Genomic DNA, 17,999 nt, shown 5'->3' on the forward strand with positions numbered 1-17,999 from the left:
TACAATAACATACACAGACGGTTCCACATTTACGACAGCAGATTTCACAGGGCCACAAGGAATTCAAGGACCAGCAGGCCCTCAAGGTCCAAACGGCGTTGTTACACCAAAAGACTTAACAGCGGGAGATACATCTATTACGGTAACCGATGGTACTGGCGCTACATTAGTTGACAGTAGTATTGAAGTTACAGATGGAGGAATTACAACTATAAAATTAGCTGACGATGCCGTAACAGGAATTAAGGTAAATGCCAATGTAGCTGGAGTGGGTCTGGTTAAAAATACAACGACAAATGCATTAGATGTTCAAGCTAATAATGGTTTGAATGTGGATACTTCAGCGGACGCCGTTCAATTAGGCGGTAATTTAATAAAACCAACTACCATTACAACTAGTGTAACAAATACCTTGGCTGTTGCAGGATTACAGTCGGGATCTGATAATGATAGGTTGGTAGTTGTGCAGTCAGATGGTACATTGAGACAAATGAAAGCTGCAATGCCTAAATTTTTCTATATGCCTTCAGTAATTGTTTATACCGCAGCTGATCAGGTGCCTTCAGGTGATACATTTGGAACTATTAATTTATATGCAAAATACCAACAGCAATTTGGTTCGCCAGTAGCAGTAAATCCAGGAGCTACAACAAGTCTTCCTGTTTTGCCAAGCAATGAATTAGATTATCACATAACTTTTTATGATGAAGCTGTTTTCGAAAACGTGACCGTTAGCAATACGGGTATTTTAACTTATTCCGTTAAAACAAACGCAGATGTGTCATTAGGATCATTTATGAATATTGTATTTTCAGTAAAACCTTAATTAGCTATGTATTATAAAACACAGTATAAAATATGGAGTATCGTGCTATTTATGCTAGTTGGCATAACAGGCGTACAAGCTCAATGTTATCCAGGTGAAGTAGTAACCGCCGCTTACGCAACAGGAGGAGTAAGTCCGTATATAAACGATGTGCTTTGGCTAACTTGGGGTGCTACTAATGCAAATCAAGGCACATATCCTTATGGAAGACATAATCAGCAATTAAATGTAGGAGATAAATCCCATGCTTCTATCGATTTGGGGGATGGTAAATATCTCTGTATTGAAGCTGAAATAACAAGTATTAGTGGTCCTATAAATTCTTATGCTCCTGGGGATTATACAGGAGATTATTTAGACGATTTATATAATATAGGCGGCACAGGAGGTAGCAATCAACTAGTTTCTGGTATCAGAAATAGGGCTAATGGCGCCCTTTCCAGAATAACGTTAGAGTGTCGTGCTACTTTAATGGGGACTCCTATTAGAATTCCAGGAGTGGTATTTGCAGATGCCGAATCATTGGCCCCAGCTGAATATATATACGCTACTGCCGATGGCGAATGGACTTTAGTTGAAGTAAAGAAGAATAATGGGCAAGGTGCGTATAACGTTAGAAAAGAAATTGTTTTTGAAAGTGGCATACCTAGCTCAAAACAAACCATGAAACTTTTACGTGGTAATGATAATAACACCATGGCGGTATCCTTTTTAAAATTTAATGAGTCTGCTTATGATCAAACTGCTACCAATCCAGATTTTTCAGTTTCTATAGATGTAGAATTTAAAGGAAATGGATTAACCGCAATAGCTTTAGGTTTATTAGCGCCAGAGGTTGATGGCGGAGACGCACCAATTTCTTATGGAAATCCCTTGCATTTAATTCAGAAATTAGATTTTACGCCTGATAATATCACTGCTGTAAATCAAGGAAGTACTAGTTCTACGAATATTAATGCAGGTGCTTATACACCAGGTGCTTTAGTTGAAAACACTAATTTAAGTCATTTAGGAAGCACAGCTCCCGATACCGAATCTGTTATTGTACATTCAAAAGATGCAAAAGGAGATGATAATTTTGGACCAGCTGGACCTGACGAAGAAGATGCTTGGCCAACCGAATACAAACGTTTTTCTTATAAGGCAAATTATATTCCTGGAAATACTATTTCTGCTACTATTCCTTATAGAAGTGATAGTGATGGCTATATCGCTGGATGGATAGATTTTAATTTAAATGGTGTTTTTGATCCGGATGAAAAACAAGTAGTTTTTGCTCCAACAACAGGAAATACCATGGGTAGTATTGTCCTGGAATGGGTAGTTCCAGGAACGAGAAAGCCATATAGTACGTTTGTTAGATTGAGGCTTTCTCAACTAGAAAATATAACTCCAGGCGAATTTGTAAATACAGGCGAAGTAGAAGATCATAAAATATATGTTTTAGGACCCGTAGTAACCAACCCGATGATTCATTCAAAAGGAAAGCCTACGAATTAGTTCTAATGAAATTCAATCTCTTACACCCATTTATGACAAACCTTATAACTTGTTAAATATTTAAAAACAAATGCAAAACATCTCATTATTTATTAGTCTTGTTTTACTCTTTGCTTTCAGTTTTATGAAAGCTCAAACAACTAATGAAGGCATGCTTTTCGTTGGTGAAGACACGCAATTTTCAACCGTAGAACGTTTTGATAATCTTACTACAGGATCGTTTTATAATGATGGAGACACCTATATATACAGTCATTTTAATAACGATGGTACTTTAGATTTTTATCAAAACACCGGATTAACGCGCTTTATAGGAACATCGTTCCAAGCCATTAGCGGTTCAGGGATAAGCTACCTCTATGATGTTTATTTCAATAACTCCAGTAATGTCGTTCCTTTTCAATTATCAGGAAATTTAAATGTTAGTGGGGAATCCGATTTTTATGAAGGCATTGTAGATAACGATAATTTCGGTGGAAAGATGACTTTCAATACCAATGCTTTTCATATTAATACTTCCGATTACAGCCATGTGGACGGCGCCGTAAATAAATTAGGTAATCAAGAATTCACATATCCTATTGGCGATGGGGGTTATTATCGTTTTGCTAGTATTTCAGTATTAGGGAATTCAGCACCAGGAAATTCAGCACCAGGAAATTCGGCAGCTTTGTTTGAAGGAAAATTCTATTTTGAAAATTCAAACAACTTGTATTCACATGAATTGAAAGCTGGTGTTATTGAAGAAATCGACAATCAAGAGTATTGGACCATTGAAAAAGTGAGTGCCAATACTGACGATGGATTAATTACACTTTCGTGGCGCGATGTTACTACGCCAGCCATTTTTATTCAAGCAGCAGAACAAGATGCTTTAACAATCGTTCGCTGGGATGTAGCTACAAATATTTGGGTAGACGAAGGCGGTGCTATTGATCTAGATAGTCAAACCGTTACAACGTCCGTTAGTGGTTATGGTGTATTTACATTTGGACGTGTAAAATCCGATCTTATTTTACCTTGTGGCGTAGTTGTTTATAACTCCGTAACACCAAATAACGATGGGAAAAACGACTTTTTCTTCATTGATACTTCTGCTGGCGACTGTGCTAGAAACTTAAAAGTAAAAATATTTAACCGTTGGGGTGTTAAGGTTTTTGAAACCAATAATTATGGCGTCAATGGGCATATTTTTGATGGCTACTCAACTGGTCGCTTAACAACCAAGGACTCTGAATTATTGCCTTCTGGTACCTATTATTATATTTTAGAATATGACTATGGTAATGAAGCCGATAATAACAGGCATAAACAAGCTGGGTTTTTATACTTAAGTGCTAACTAATATGAAACGAATTCTAATGACTTTTATAAAATCAAACATATTTGTACTTGTTCTTTTGGTGAGCCTGTTTTTTATGGCACCATCCATGCAAGCACAGCAGGACTCGCAATACACCCAATATATGTATAATACTACTACGGTAAATCCAGCTTATGCAGGTTCTCGTGGCTCTTTAAATATATTTGGGGTTTATAGAAACCAATGGGTAGGTTTAGATGGCGCTCCAGAAACATTAAATTTCTCGGCAAATTCACCTATTGGCGTTCAAGGTATCGGTGTAGGGCTTGGCTTTACTAGTGATAAAATTGGACCGTCTTCAGAAAGTATTCTAGCAGCAGATTTTTCATATACAATTAGTCTGACAAGCGATGTTAAGCTAGCCTTTGGAATGAAAGGTGGGGTATCCTTATGGAGTTTGGATCCTAATAAATTAAATATTTACGATCCTAATGATAACAGCTTAAGGCAAGAAAACAAGAGCTCACCAATAATAGGAGCCGGTTTATATGTGCATTCAGAAAAGTGGTATATAGGGGTTTCCACACCAAATGTTATAGAAACTGATCATTATGATGATGTACAAGTTTCTACAGCCACAGAAAAAGCACACGTATATTTAATTGGAGGTTACGTGTTTACTGTTAATCCAAACTTAAAATTAAAACCGGCCGTATTAGCTAAAGCTGTAACAGGATCGCCTCTCGCAATTGATGTTTCGGCAAATGCGTTGTTGTATGATACCGTAACTTTTGGTTTGGCGTATCGTTTAGATGCCACTGTAAGTGCTATGGCTGGTTTTCAAATATCAGATAATATAATGGTTGGCTATTCTTACGATTATGATACTACTGAATTAGGGAATTATAATAACGGATCTCACGAAATATTTTTACGTTTTGAATTAGGTACAAGGCTTAAAGGAAAAGTAAACCCGAGATTCTTCTAATAAAAATTAAATTTTTTTAAATGAAAAATAGATTAGTCATATATAGTTTCTTTTTTCTGTGTTTGTCAAATACAACTTTGATGTACGGGCAAGAAAACAAAGTAGCAAAAGCAACGGGGAATTACGAACAATTAGATTATGTCAATGCACAGAAAGTATATTTAGAAGTGGCAGAAAAGGGACATGAATCTGAAGAGCTTTTTACAAAACTAGCCAACAGTTATTATTTTAATGCGCAATATGACGAAGCTGTAAAGTGGTATGAAAAGTTGTTTAGTTTTACAACAGAGCCAGAACAGAGTAATATGTATTTGCGTTATTCTCAATCTTTAAAAGCAACTGGTCAAGAAGCTAAAGCTGCAGAATATTATGATGCCTTTTTGCAGAAAAATGGTTTTGAAACGAATCAGATAAACGCACAGGGATATCATGATTTAACCCTACAGAACTCTGGTAGGTATGAGTTGAAACCACTTGAAAGAGTGTACGATGAAAATAAAGTGTCTTTTGGATATTTCAAGTTAGGGGACACGCTATATTATGCGTCGACGAATAACACGAAAACGTTTTTAAATATTAGAAGTGCTTGGGATGGATTAAGCTTTTTATCACTTTATACCGTTCAAGTCGATTCATTAAACCAAGCTATTAGTAAACCTAAAAAACTTAAGGGATCATTTAAAAGTAAGTTTCACGAGTCGTCGCCTGTTTTTACAACCGATAATAATACCGTGTATTTTACTAGAAGTAACAATACCATTGTAGACAAAAAAGAAGATCAGCGATTAAAAATTTATAAAACTGAAAGAATAAATGGTAAATGGGAAGTGGCTAAAGAGTTATCTATAAATAGCGATTATTTCTCAAATGCACACCCAACTTTAAATCCAGACGAGACTAAACTTTATTTTTCGTCAGATAGACCAGGCGGTTATGGCGAATCGGATTTATACGTCTCTGAAATTGATGCGGAAGGTAATATAAGCGAGCCTATTAATTTAGGACCTGAAATTAATACAGCTGGAAAAGAAACTTTTCCGTTCGTATCTGCTAACAACGAATTATATTTTTCATCAGATGGTCATTTTGGACTCGGTGGATTAGATGTATTTTATGTAAAAATTAAGGAGGGTGGCTACGGCAACATATTAAATATTGGGGAACCAATAAATTCCTATGCAGACGATTTTTCCTTCGGAATAGATTCGGAATCAAATCGCGGATTTATAAGTTCTAATCGTACCGATACGGAAGGCGCTTTTATATATGATAACATATATTCATTTTTAGAAACTAAGCCTGTAATTGATGTGTATTTTGCGCAAATACAAGGTTATGTCACAGATATCCAAACAGAATTGCCAATAGAAGGTGCGCTTATAGTTTTAAGAGATTCTGAAGGAACGGTATACAAAAAACTAACAACCGATAACAAAGGCTTTTATAATGTTGAAACAAATAAGTTTAAACCTTATGTTATAAACGCGAGTAAAAAGCTCTATGGTACAGATGAAAACTTGTCGAAACCTAATTTTGAAAATCAGGAAATAAACTTTCAATTACAACAGAATGAATTTGTGTTAGTCGCAGGAACGGACTTGGCAAAAGTGCTTAATATTCCTATTATTTATTTCGATTTTGACAAATCTAATATTCGTAAAGATGCCCAAGTAGAATTAGAGAAGTTATTAGCTGTGCTTAATCAATATCCGAATTTAAAAATAGAAATTCGTTCGCATACAGATCGCCGTGGAAATGATGCATATAACAAAGCCCTTTCTCAACGTCGTGCTACTTCTACTTTAAACTATTTAGTTGAAAATGGTGTAGAAAGCTCTAGACTGAAAGCACTAGGCTTCGGGGAGTCGAAACTTGTAAATAACTGTAGTAATGGCGTTCCATGCTCGGAAGCAGACCATCAAAAGAATAGGCGATCAGAATTTATAGTAATCGACTAATAAGTTGGCTAGCCCTTTACATATTTACATCCTTTAAAAGCAAAAGCCAGAGAGAAATCTCTGGCTTTTATTTGTTTAATAGTCTAGCCGTTAATTTGATAGATGACATTTTTAGTCAATAAAATTGATAAATAGTTTTAAAGCGAAATGTCTTCAGAGCTTATAACTATTATGCGCCACGGTCGTCATTCTCATTAGCCCATTTTTTGTAATCTTTATATTGCGAATCAGTTAAAATGTCCTTTAAAATTTCATCCTCTTTTTTTATGCGTTCGTTGGCTGATAATTTATCATATGGATTCTCAACATCCGATCTCCAATCTTTTAACGCTTTTTCATAACGTTGAATTTGTTCTTCGGTCATTTTAAATGTTGTATATAAATCTTCTTGCCTCTCAGGATTATCCAAATTCCAGTTAACAACTAAACTGTCTTTTGTAGAACTTAATCTATAGTTGTCTTCTTTAAAATTTCCGCTTTCCTTATAGTTAGTGGTTTTCGTCAACTCCTCATTCATCGGATTAGGTGCCAGTTCTTCAGTTTTTGTAGCAGATTCATTTTTACATGAAATGACAAACGAAAAAATACCAATGGCTAAAATTTTGCTTATAGTTTTCATAGTCATATAGTTTTAAAACTTTAAACTAAACTAATGATCTTAATTGATTAATCTTTGCTCTAATGACATAATTGTTGACGCTATATTTTCATAAAATGACATTTAAGACTCGTGTAAGCCTCTGATTTTGAGATGTGAAGAGGGGTGTTTTGCGAATGGAGTCTTGGAGTAGCTTCAGAATTGGTATGTTTTCATAAACGCTATAAAAGGTTGTATATTTTAATAAAAAATGGTCGGTCAGTACCTGGTAGTAATTTTTACACGATACATTTGTAATATGTAAGAAGTAATGGGTCCTAAACAATACGTTTTGCCGCAACCCAAGCAGCTTCGTGGTTGTAGAGTTTTCAATTTGCCCCGAAAACTCATACTGAAAAAGGGGCTGGCACTCGCCCCGACCATTCCGCCTTTCGGCTTAATTTTTTAACTCTGTGAGCCAATTTATTTCTTGAATCTTACTGTCAATTTCTCTAAAAGCTCTTCCTGTTTGATCCATTTCTATTTGTAGCTTCTTTATACTAATAGTTGTTTTAAGATTTGACTCGCCACTATTATTAATTTGTGCGGCTTGCCTAATATATCTTAATCTTTCAGAAAGCATTTTCAAAGAATCGCGTTTAGCAAGCGCCTCCATTAGTGAGCCTTCACCTTCAACGTGAGTTTCATTATTAGTTTTGTTTATTCGAATTATTATCGATTCCAAAGCTTGTATGGCGTTTCGCAATTGAGCCATTAATTTTTCTGGATCTTCTTGAGGAAGCTTATCATCAGATACAATTAGCACCGGACGAATTCTATTTTGAAGATGTTCTATTTTCTTCATTAGATCTGCTCGCAACAAAAGGCCTTCTGCAAGCTTTGTTTTTTTATTATTTGTTTGCTCTGACATTTTATGTTTTTTAATTTGAATAGCACATAAGAGGAATCTTTAGAGGGATGCAGTTTTGTTTCAATTTTAATGGAGTATTGGCTATTCTACCGTTAAAATCAGATCATTTTGCATTACCATTGTACCTTCTTGTAAGGATACAGATTTTACTTTTCCTGCTTTAAAAGCCGTAACAGTGGTTTCCATTTTCATGGCTTCAATAATAAATAATGGATCGTTTTCTTTTATTTGTTGGCCTTTTTTCACCAACACTTTAGAAAGGGACCCTTGCAACGGCGCTCCTATATGGTTAGCATTTTCAGGATCCATTTTTATATGTTCTTCTTTCTTAATATTTAAAGATTTATCTAAAACTTCAACAAAACGGTTTTCACCATTCACACTAAAAAAGACTATCCGAACGCCATCTTCATTAGGGATTCCCACTGAAAGCAGTCTAACAATAATAGTTTTGCCAGGTTCTAGCTCTATTGATGTCTCTTCGCGTTGCTTCATGCCATAGAAGAAGTTTTTGGTAGGAACTAAAGCTAAATTACCATACATTTTATAGCTTTCATGCGCCTGTTCAAATACTTTTGGATATAAGGTATAGGATAGGAAATCTTCAATTTCAAGTGCTCTAGTAAAGCCTTTTTGAAATCTCTTTTTAAAATCTTCGTATTCTACATCAAAATCAATTGGTTCTAAATGTGCATTCGGTCTGTCGGTATATGGTTTCTGGTTTTTAAGAATAATTTCCTGTAATTCTTTAGGGAAACCACCTGTTGGTTGTCCTAAATCACCTCTAAAGAAACTAATAACTGATTCAGGAAACGATACTTCGTCACCGCGTTCCATAACATCTTTAGGTGTTAAGTTATTGGTTACCATAAAGATAGCCATGTCGCCAACCACTTTACTACTCGGTGTTACTTTAATTAGGTTTCCAAACATTTTATTCACCTCGGTATACATTTTTTTAACCTCATCAAAACGATCGCCTAGTCCTAAAGCTATAGCTTGAGGTCGTAAATTAGAATATTGCCCACCTGGTATTTCATGTTGATAAACTTCGGCTGTTCCAGCTTTTAATCCGGATTCAAAAGGGTAATACATTTCGCGTGTATCTTCCCAGAAATTTGAAAACTGATTCAGCGTATCTATATCAAAAGCATGAGCGCGTTTTTCATACTTCATCATTTCCACAATAGAATTGAAGTTTGGTTGAGATGTTAAACCAGACAAACCGCCCAGTGCCACATCCACAACATCCACACCGGCTTCAATAGCTTTTAAGTAGGTGGCCGATTGTAATGAGGAGGTGTCATGAGTATGTAAATGAATGGGTAAATTAACCGTGTCTTTCAATGCTGCAACCAGCTCGGTAGCCGCATAAGGTTTTAATAATCCAGCCATATCTTTTATGGCAATCATATGAGCTCCCGCATTTTCAAGGTCTTTTGCTAGTCGTGTGTAGTATTTTAAATCGTATTTTGTTTCTTTAATATCCAAAATATCACCCGTATAACTAATGGCTGCTTGCGCGATTCCACCTGTTCTATCTCTAACATAATTAATGCTCGGCTCCATGGCTTTTACCCAGTTAAGCGAATCGAAGATTCGGAAAACGTCAACGCCATTTTCCCATGATTTCTCTACAAACTTTTCAATGAGGTTGTCTGGATACGCTTTATAGCCAACACCATTACTACCGCGAAGTAGCATTTGAAAAAGTATGTTTGGAACGGCTTTTCGCAGTTCGCGTAAACGTGTCCAAGGACTTTCGTGTAAAAAACGTAAGCATACATCAAAAGTAGCACCGCCCCAAACTTCCATACTAAACGTGTTTGGATGGTTTTTGGCATAACTCTCTGCGACTTTCATCATATCGAAAGTTCGCATGCGCGTGGCCAATAACGATTGGTGCGCATCCCGCATGGTCGTATCTGTATAGTGGATTTTAGAATCGTTTTTAAGCCATTCACAGAATTTCTCTGGACCTAGTTCCGTCAGTAAGTTTTTGGTCCCTTTCGGATACGGATCGTTTATATTAAAAATCGGAACTTTCGGATTTCTAAAAACCTTGTTTTCATCTTTATACTTGACATCAGTATTACCGTTAACAATTACTTCACCTAAAAACTGCGTCACTTTAGAGGTTCTATCTTGTGGTAATTTAATATTGAAAAGCTCTGGTGTATTCTGAATAAAATTAACGGTTACTTTACCAGCTTTAAATGTGTCATGCTGAATAACATTACGCAAAAAGTGAATATTGGTGTTGACGCCCCGAATACGAAACTCTTTTAAAGCACGAACCATTTTCCGGATAGCACCATCTAAAGTTCTGCCATGTGCAGAGACTTTAACCAACATGGAATCGAAAAAAGGACTCACATTATAGCCTTGGTAAATACTTCCAGCATCCAAACGGATTCCCATTCCTGCTGCACTTCTGTATGTGGTAATGGTACCGTAATCTGGTGTGAAATTATTGGATGGATCTTCAGTTGTTAATCGACATTGTAAAGCAAAACCATAAGTTTTAATCGTGTCCTGCTCGTAAATTTTAATTTGCTGGTCAGATAATTTATAACCACCGGCAATAAATATTTGGGTTTTCACCAAATCAATGCCTGTTATCATTTCTGTAACCGTATGTTCTACTTGAATTCTTGGGTTGACTTCAATAAAATAAACGTTATCATCTTTATCTACTAAAAACTCAACGGTTCCAATATTATTATAGCTAACTTCTTTAGCAATACTAATGGCATATTTATAAAGTGACTGCTTAACATCTTCCGAAATATTGAAAGAAGGCGCTATTTCAACAACCTTTTGATGACGACGTTGAACCGAACAATCACGTTCAAATAAATGACGAATATTACCATGATTGTCAGCAACAATTTGGACTTCTATATGTTTTGGGTCTTCTACGTATTTCTCCAGAAACATGGTGTCATCGCCAAAAGCATTAAGTGCTTCATTTCTAGCTGAATCGAAATTCTGCTCTAAATCTTCAGCTTTACGAATAATTCTCATGCCGCGGCCACCACCACCAGAAGCTGCTTTTAACATTAAAGGATAACCAATGCTTTTTGCTTCGGAAATGGCTATTGCTAAAGATGTTAGTTTCTCTTTATTGCTTTCAATAATAGGAACGTTACATTTTACAGCTATTTTTTTAGCGGTAATTTTATCGCCTAAAGCATCCATAACTTTAGGGTCTGGACCAATAAAAATTATATCGTTTTCAGCACATTTTCTAGCAAATTCCGAATTTTCAGATAAAAAACCATAACCAGGATGAATGGCATCAACGTTTTTAGACTTGGCTAGTGCAATAATGTCGTCGCTGTTTAAATAGGGTTTTAACGGCTGATTATCTTCACCTATTTGATACGATTCATCGGCTTTATTTCGGTGCTGTGAATATCGATCTTCATAAGTATAAATAGCAACGGTATCCAAATTCAATTCGGTACAAGCGCGTAATATTCGTATAGCAATTTCTCCTCGATTGGCGATTAAAACCTTTTTGATTTTCATTTTTATCCGTTTTATTTGATGATGTATGGGTTTTCGTTTTTGTAATTTCTGACTATAAAATCGATAGCATATTCCAATAACTCACCCATGTTTTTGGCTTTCTTAAAGTTCACATCGCCAACAAGATCGAATAATCCGTTTTTGAGTTGATTTATTTTTTTAGGTGTGGAAATTTGGTCATTTTTCATGCAATGCAACAAATGTTTTAAACGTTTGTGCTCGCTAGTCGCACGTTTTGCAAGTAAGGAACGTTCTTCTTTTTCATATTGAACAATAGATCCGGGTGCTAAAACTTCAAGACATAACTTGACTAAAGCAATGTTCTCTTTTAAAAACTGTGGTTTATAAACTTTTGGGTTTCCTTCATAACTTTGTTGATCAAAATCGACTGCGCGTATTCGGTATTGAACACGATCAAAGTCTTGAGTAATTTCAATAACATAATTATAGGAACGCATATCGGCTAGAAGTCGACCAAAACACCGTTCGTTAAACTTCACAAATTCTTTGGCGAGTGCGCGTTTGTCTTGAATGGGTAAATCATCCAAATGTTCTTCAATAAAAGTATCGCCTGCAATACCAGATATATGTTCTTCAATCAACGTGTCTTTATGAATCAGAAAGTTAATGTGGTTTGGCGATAATAGATGTTCCAACTCCAGTCCATAAATTCGAGAAGCATCGGCCTTTTTGATATATAAAAAAATATAATTATCATTTAATATATTCCTAACCTTAACCCGAAATGGCTTGGTGTTCCCAAAGGTGCAAAAGTCAATACTGTCAATATTTAAATAGGGCAATACGCTGCTGTCTCCATCGGAATGTAAAATGGTATACATTTGTTTAAGACTGTCTTCTATTTCAACACGCTCATGTTCGGCAAAATACGTGCGTATCCAAAGGGTATCTTTATCATTTTGATCCAGAATTTCTATGGCGCCTTGAAAGCGTAGTAAATCATCATAAAAAATGGGAATCTTAATATTCCTTCCATGCGCAGTCAGATAATTTGAAAGCAATGGTGTGATAGGGTAAGCAGGTTTTTTTTTAGATATGAGTTTTTTGTCCACGGTACATTATAGCTATATCTTCGAAGGTAAATTTATTATTAATTAAAAACAATAATCTTAACTCAAAATAAGTTAGCAGTGGTTTGTAAAGTAAACTTTCACTTATTCTATTTCAACACCATCGGTTGTAAACGAAAAAGATTTATTGCCCAATCCACCAATCATAACCGCTTGAAAAATAGGATTTAGTTTATCGGTGCCATACCATTCTATAACGAAATTTGCTCCAGATCCGCCAGTTTCATCTTGTTCATCCACGACATATTCTAAAGTTTCAAATGTGTTTAAAAAAATAGGTGATTCAATATATTTCCGAAGAAATTTCCCTTCAGTATTGTAGTAATCAATACGATTTATAAATAAAGTATCAGTTTCACTAGTGTTATGAATACTTAACGTAGAGGTTAATGCTGTCTTTTCATTCCGTGTGCGTTGGTAAATGTTGGAATATACTGGAACGTAGACTTTTTTAGTTTTATAGACACTATCCGATTTTATAGATTTATTTTCTATTTGATGCTCGGAAGAAATTATATCTCTTTTTTCTTTAAGATTGGCATTGTTACATCCAAATAGTACAAGGGAAAAGATAGTAAGAATAGGGATAGTATGTTTCATGTTAATGACTATTTTTACAATATGGGTGAGGTCTACAGTTACGTAAATATAATACAATCTTAAAAAACACTCGTGTCAATAGTTTGTTTTTTTAAAGTTGAATTTACAGTTTTCAAACTCTTTTTTAAAGTTTTAAAGCTTATAATTTAGGTTGTGACGTTATAGTTCTTTTTGTTGATTCCAGTTATCTTCAATGATTTCTGTAATTATAGCTTTAATTAAATAATTTATAGATTGAAACGTTTATTAAACTTTGCTCAAAACATTTTTTCCAGTAATGGCTATGGAAGATAATGCGGCAGAAAATAAAGCGCCAGCAACTCCGGCTGTGGCAATATCTTGCCCTGTTAAATAAAAGTTTTTTATGGGTGTTCTTGGTTTTAAAAATGATTGTCTAAAACGAGCTGGACTATGGTCTAATCCGTAAATTTCACCTTTATGATAATTAACAAAATGTTGCGTTGTTAAGGGTGTAGATAATTCGTAGCAAGTTATTTTTCCTTCTACTTGCGGTAATTGTTTATATAGTATTTGGAGTAAGCGTTTAGAAATATCTTCTTTAATAGCTTCATAATCATCACCTCTTTTTTTCCATGAGGTATCGGTCCATTTTTCAAAAGTTTCATAGGGAACTAATGTTATAATATCTATGGAACTTTTACCAGGATATCGATTGGACCAGTCTGGGTCTTTAGCTGAAGGAAATGATATGTATGCAACTGGGAATGGTTGCGATAAATCTTCTAAATAATTTTTCACACACGTATCATGATCGCCTTCTGCTGGATAAATCCAATAATTGGTTTTGGGAATTTTAAGTTCTTCTGGCGAGCCTTCTAAACCGATATATAAGCTAACATGGGCTACGGAGGGATTTACTTTTTGTAAATTTTTAAGTAACTTATGTTTTTCAACAATAGCTGGAGGTAATAATTTATTATAAGTTGTGAAAACGCCAGCGCTGCTTACAATGTTTTTGGCTTTAAAAATTCGGCCATCCTTCATTTTTACGCCAATAGCTTGATTATTTTTTATGACAACTTCTTCAACTTCTGCGCTAATTAAAATTGTACCGCCAGCCGCGGCTATAACGGGATCGATGGTTTTAACAACTTGAGAAGAGCCACCAATAGGAAAACTTCCACCTTCAAAATAATGACTCGCCACAGATGCATGCATGGAAAAACTACTTTGTTTTGGCGGTAAGCCGTAATCGCCATATTGCCCGGTTAAGACTTTTATTAAGTCTTCATTATCGGTTATCGAGCGAAGAACTTCATAAGTGGTTCTGTCCGAAAATTTATGAAATGGGCGTTTTAAAAACCATCCGAATAGTGTATTCAAAAAAGGAGGAATGGCTTTAGTTAAGTAGAAATTCCTGCTGGTTTTAGCGGCCTTAAAAACCGTTTCAACATAGGTGTTAATGGCGTTTGCTTCTTCAGGGAAATAGCCAATCATTTTTTCTTTGAAGTTTTTAACTCCTTTTACAAAGTCATAATGTTTATCGCCAATAATAATACGGTCGTAAACATCTCCCATATCTGCCCACTTGAGTTCATCATTGCTTACATAAGCAAATAGCTTTTTTAATATACTTTTATCGGCTTGTACATTTCCTATATAATGAATTCCAACATCCCATTCAAAACCCTTACGTTTAAAAATATGGGTAAAACCACCAGCTGTGTAATGACGTTCTAAAACTAAAACTTTTTGGCCTTCTTTAGCCAAAATAGCAGCTGTGGCCAATCCGCTCATGCCAGATCCTATAATAATGGCGTCGTAAGTTTCTTGTAATTTTAGTTTTTGCTTATAGGATTGAATCATAGAATATATTTTCAAGCAAAATACCATAATTATGGAAACTTTTGTGATTTGGATGTGGTATTAATCTTATTAATTAAGAAGGCTTATTTTATGACCCCATTTTTATGGTAGATTCTGATTAGAGAGAAATTAGATAAAGGTTGTGGGATGTGATTAATTGTTTTTTTGAATGAAAGAGAAATGTTTTTCAATTAATTTATTATGTTCTTGTGTTAAATGCCCAGCCAAGCGTTAAAATCACTTGTTTTATTTTGACTTGTTTTTACTGTTTTACGTTGCGAATTTAAATAAACAGAAATGGTGTTTTTATTATACCTTTCAATCTTATCAATAAATTTTCGTTGTATATTTTCACTACGATTAATTCTAAAGAATTTTTTTGGGTCTAAAAATGCTTCTATTTCTTTTAAGGTGGCGTAAGGCATTATATGTCTTTTGTTCAATTGGTCAAAAGCAAATATAATTCCACCGTCTGCTTGAAAACAAACAATATCTTCTACTTTTAAAAAGTAGGTTTCTTTATTGGATTTTATGGCGAATTGTTCTTTATACCCTATATTATTTTCTTTATTACTTTTTAATAAATGACTAATAGTGCCAATTAACTCATTGTAATTTTGATTCGAATTTGCTTTTAACCTTATAAATTTATCCCAAGCATTGGAAAAGCGCTCAAAGGAATAGGGTTTTAAAAGATATTCTATTCCGTTGGCTTCAAAAGCGCTCATTAAAAACGCATTGTATGCCGTGGCAAAAATAATAGGACAATTTAAAGAAACCTCGTTATATAGTTCAAATATATTACCATCTCTTAACTCTATATCAGAAAAGATAATATCAAAATCCTGCGTTTGTGATAAAAGTAACTTCGCATCAGAAACAGTTTCTAATTCAGCCACGATTTTATAGGAATGACCTGTTTTATCTAAAAACCTCTTAAGTTTTTTTCTTGCAGGCGCTTCATCTTCAATTATAAGTATTTTATACATGGTGATTTTCTTTTATAAATGGCAGCGTGACTTTAAAATAGGTCTCATTTTCTTCAATTGTAATATCTTTATTACCTAATAAGACTAACTGTGTGGACAGGTTTTTAAGTGCTATGCCGCCAGTTGTTTTCTTATGTTTTTTTACAATTTTATTATTAGTTACTTGAATATTATCGTTGATAGAAATGATAATGTGAACCGGGTTTTCAATTAAACCTAAATTGTGCTCGATGGCATTTTCTACTAAAATCTGCAGGCAAAAGGGTGGAACAAATAGATTAGGTTTTATAGTGTCTTGGTTTATTTCTAAAGAATAATAACCTAAATACTTTTCTTCCATGAGTTTAAAGTAACTTTTTACAAACTGAATTTCGTCATTCAAAGGCACTATTTTTTTCTCTGAAGTATCCAGGGAATACCTATATAGCTCTGAAAAATGATGTAGAAAATTACTTGCCTTGTCTTTGTCTTCTTCAATAAGTTCATCCAGCGTATTCAAATTATTAAACAAAAAATGTGGATTTAGCTGCGCTTTGAGTTGTTTAATTTTACTGGATGCCAACGCTTTGTCATATTTATTAATTTCAATTCTGTAATTATTATTATCGTTTGAATATAAGTAAGCTAAATAAAGACTGGCAAATAATATGAATTCAACACTTCTGCCAATATTAGCAACTATTAAAGTTTGGTGATTAAAATTTTTGGAAACGGTATCGAATAGCGTTGCTATTATAATTCCAAATATATTTGATGCACAAATGTATAATATGAATGCGACGCCAAAATATATCAAGTAACCTTTAAGGTTTTTAAACTCTTGTGTAGCTTTCTTGCTCATATAGTTTATGACAACTTTTATGAGAATAAAAATAATGAAAGCCGCTAAAAACTGTGCAATTGGACCATCTGGTAAAAAAACTACATCCAATTTTTGGCCTGCACTAATTCTGTTATTAACGACAAGCACATAGCTGATAAGAAAAATAAACAATATAAAATATGTGTCTATCTGTAAGAAATTTAAAATTTTTTTCATGCGAAGACAAATTAAGAAACTTCCTTAAAACATTGCAACGTTGTTTTAAGGAAGTTTCATATTAAGGTAAAATTATTCTGGCCAGGAGTTGGTTACATGTCCTTCTTCGTTATACACTTCCAATTTAACGTTATTGTTTTTGTCAACATAAAACATGGCTTTTGGCTTGCCGTTATCTCCAAATAGAAATAATCCGTTATTTTCACTTCCTGTTTGTCCTAGCATAACTCTTGGTGTGCCGCCTATTAATCCTTGATCACTATATTCTTGATATTTTTGTCGCCATAATTTCCTGTCTTTAATGCTGTCTAGTTCGTTCATTATATTATGGACGCCTTGCTGGGTTTCATTGGCGGCGCGATCGTTAAAAGTTAAAGCGCTACTTACTCTTCTTTGGTCGCCTTTTCCTGTGTCAGTAGTTAAGAGTTGCATGACTTGATCACCGTCATATTGATCGTAGGTTAGCGAAAGTCCCGAGCTATGTCCGTTTTCATTTTTGGCGCCGTCATAAATAAATCCGCCACATTCCATACCATCTTCATTAAAAAATAGCATTCCCGAACGCTTTTTTCTATCTTTTGTAACGCTTCTATTATTAACTGTAGTTGTTCCATTAGGAAATTGTTCTACATTGGTAATTATCATTTTTACGGTGCCATTTGGTTCTATAATATTAATACGTTCAACATCAATAGTTCCGAACCTTTGATTTTTATCTGTTTTAAAAGCTAATGTTGATAGTAATATCATACCGCCTGCGGTACAGGCTGCAAATGCTCTTAAAAATACTAATTCCCGATTACGTTTTTTCATTGTTCCCATTTTTAATAGTTTAA

Annotated in this window: 13 protein-coding genes and 1 pseudogene; 5 read left to right on the plus strand and 9 right to left on the minus strand. The window is 34.6% G+C overall.

Annotated elements, in window-relative coordinates; all coding sequences use genetic code 11:
- From BZARG_RS15730 to BZARG_RS01870, 5 genes and pseudogenes are all read left to right on the plus strand, one after another.
- Positions 1-826: pseudogene (locus BZARG_RS15730) on the plus strand (hypothetical protein); the annotation flags it as partial.
- Between the two features lie 6 nt (positions 827-832).
- Complete coding sequence (locus BZARG_RS01855; protein WP_008634876.1) at positions 833-2,326, plus strand: CshA/CshB family fibrillar adhesin-related protein; 1,494 nt, start codon at positions 833-835, stop codon at positions 2,324-2,326.
- Between the two features lie 70 nt (positions 2,327-2,396).
- A complete protein-coding gene (locus BZARG_RS01860; RefSeq protein WP_008634872.1) occupies positions 2,397-3,671 on the plus strand; it encodes a gliding motility-associated C-terminal domain-containing protein in 1,275 nt (424 codons plus the stop codon).
- A 1-nt stretch (position 3,672) separates the two neighbouring features.
- Positions 3,673-4,617 carry a PorP/SprF family type IX secretion system membrane protein gene (locus BZARG_RS01865; RefSeq protein ID WP_008634986.1) on the plus strand — a complete coding sequence of 315 codons (945 nt, stop codon included), beginning with the start codon at positions 3,673-3,675 and terminating at the stop codon, positions 4,615-4,617.
- A gap of 80 nt (positions 4,618-4,697) precedes the next feature.
- Positions 4,698-6,575 (plus strand): OmpA family protein, encoded by a 1,878-nt coding sequence (locus BZARG_RS01870; protein WP_008634845.1) that lies wholly within the window; start codon positions 4,698-4,700, stop codon positions 6,573-6,575.
- A gap of 169 nt (positions 6,576-6,744) precedes the next feature.
- Here the strand turns inward: BZARG_RS01870 and BZARG_RS01875 are convergent, their stop codons facing one another.
- The 9 genes from BZARG_RS01875 to BZARG_RS01915 form a co-directional block, all read right to left on the minus strand.
- Positions 6,745-7,194 carry a hypothetical protein gene (locus tag BZARG_RS01875; protein WP_008634824.1) on the minus strand — a complete coding sequence of 150 codons (450 nt, stop codon included), beginning with the start codon at positions 7,192-7,194 and terminating at the stop codon, positions 6,745-6,747.
- Positions 7,195-7,609: 415 nt separating this feature from the next.
- Complete coding sequence (locus BZARG_RS01880; RefSeq protein ID WP_008634943.1) at positions 7,610-8,083, minus strand: DIP1984 family protein; 474 nt, start codon at positions 8,081-8,083, stop codon at positions 7,610-7,612.
- Positions 8,084-8,164: 81 nt separating this feature from the next.
- Positions 8,165-11,617 carry a pyruvate carboxylase gene (locus tag BZARG_RS01885; RefSeq protein ID WP_008634922.1) on the minus strand — a complete coding sequence of 1,151 codons (3,453 nt, stop codon included), beginning with the start codon at positions 11,615-11,617 and terminating at the stop codon, positions 8,165-8,167.
- An 11-nt stretch (positions 11,618-11,628) separates the two neighbouring features.
- The gene (locus tag BZARG_RS01890) at positions 11,629-12,690 is read right to left on the minus strand and encodes a hypothetical protein (RefSeq protein ID WP_008634898.1); all 1,062 of its coding nucleotides are present in this window, start codon (positions 12,688-12,690) and stop codon (positions 11,629-11,631) included.
- Positions 12,691-12,792: 102 nt separating this feature from the next.
- Positions 12,793-13,308: a DUF3124 domain-containing protein gene (locus BZARG_RS01895; RefSeq protein ID WP_008634897.1), complete on the minus strand. Its 516-nt coding sequence runs from the start codon at positions 13,306-13,308 to the stop codon at positions 12,793-12,795.
- Between the two features lie 246 nt (positions 13,309-13,554).
- Complete coding sequence (locus BZARG_RS01900) at positions 13,555-15,135, minus strand: phytoene desaturase family protein (RefSeq protein ID WP_008634934.1); 1,581 nt, start codon at positions 15,133-15,135, stop codon at positions 13,555-13,557.
- A gap of 212 nt (positions 15,136-15,347) precedes the next feature.
- Positions 15,348-16,124, minus strand: a complete 777-nt coding sequence (locus BZARG_RS01905; RefSeq protein ID WP_008634843.1) for a LytR/AlgR family response regulator transcription factor — start codon at positions 16,122-16,124, stop codon at positions 15,348-15,350.
- Positions 16,117-17,163, minus strand: coding sequence for a sensor histidine kinase (locus BZARG_RS01910; protein WP_008635000.1), 1,047 nt, complete (start codon positions 17,161-17,163; stop codon positions 16,117-16,119). Before BZARG_RS01910 ends, BZARG_RS01905 begins: the two co-directional genes overlap by 8 nt.
- A 72-nt stretch (positions 17,164-17,235) precedes the next feature.
- Complete coding sequence (locus BZARG_RS01915) at positions 17,236-17,976, minus strand: hypothetical protein (RefSeq protein ID WP_008634929.1); 741 nt, start codon at positions 17,974-17,976, stop codon at positions 17,236-17,238.
- Between the last annotated feature and the right edge of the window lie 23 nt (positions 17,977-17,999).

The organism is Bizionia argentinensis JUB59, assembly GCF_000224335.1.
GTDB lineage: Bacteria > Bacteroidota > Bacteroidia > Flavobacteriales > Flavobacteriaceae > Algorimicrobium > Algorimicrobium argentinense.

What these genes read in the sequence shown, in the direction of transcription:
- BZARG_RS01915 (WP_008634929.1), bottom strand. Translation starts at nt 17,976, where the DNA reads ATGAAAAAACGTAATCGGGAATTAGTATTTTTAAGAGCATTTGCAGCC.
- BZARG_RS01865 (WP_008634986.1), top strand. Translation starts at nt 3,673, where the DNA reads ATGAAACGAATTCTAATGACTTTTATAAAATCAAACATATTTGTACTT.
- BZARG_RS01855 (WP_008634876.1), top strand. Translation starts at nt 833, where the DNA reads ATGTATTATAAAACACAGTATAAAATATGGAGTATCGTGCTATTTATG.
- BZARG_RS01870 (WP_008634845.1), top strand. Translation starts at nt 4,698, where the DNA reads ATGTACGGGCAAGAAAACAAAGTAGCAAAAGCAACGGGGAATTACGAA.
- BZARG_RS01900 (WP_008634934.1), bottom strand. Translation starts at nt 15,135, where the DNA reads ATGATTCAATCCTATAAGCAAAAACTAAAATTACAAGAAACTTACGAC.
- BZARG_RS01905 (WP_008634843.1), bottom strand. Translation starts at nt 16,124, where the DNA reads ATGTATAAAATACTTATAATTGAAGATGAAGCGCCTGCAAGAAAAAAA.
- BZARG_RS01875 (WP_008634824.1), bottom strand. Translation starts at nt 7,194, where the DNA reads ATGAAAACTATAAGCAAAATTTTAGCCATTGGTATTTTTTCGTTTGTC.
- BZARG_RS01880 (WP_008634943.1), bottom strand. Translation starts at nt 8,083, where the DNA reads ATGTCAGAGCAAACAAATAATAAAAAAACAAAGCTTGCAGAAGGCCTT.
- BZARG_RS01910 (WP_008635000.1), bottom strand. Translation starts at nt 17,163, where the DNA reads ATGAAAAAAATTTTAAATTTCTTACAGATAGACACATATTTTATATTG.
- BZARG_RS01895 (WP_008634897.1), bottom strand. Translation starts at nt 13,308, where the DNA reads ATGAAACATACTATCCCTATTCTTACTATCTTTTCCCTTGTACTATTT.
- BZARG_RS01860 (WP_008634872.1), top strand. Translation starts at nt 2,397, where the DNA reads ATGCAAAACATCTCATTATTTATTAGTCTTGTTTTACTCTTTGCTTTC.
- BZARG_RS01885 (WP_008634922.1), bottom strand. Translation starts at nt 11,617, where the DNA reads ATGAAAATCAAAAAGGTTTTAATCGCCAATCGAGGAGAAATTGCTATA.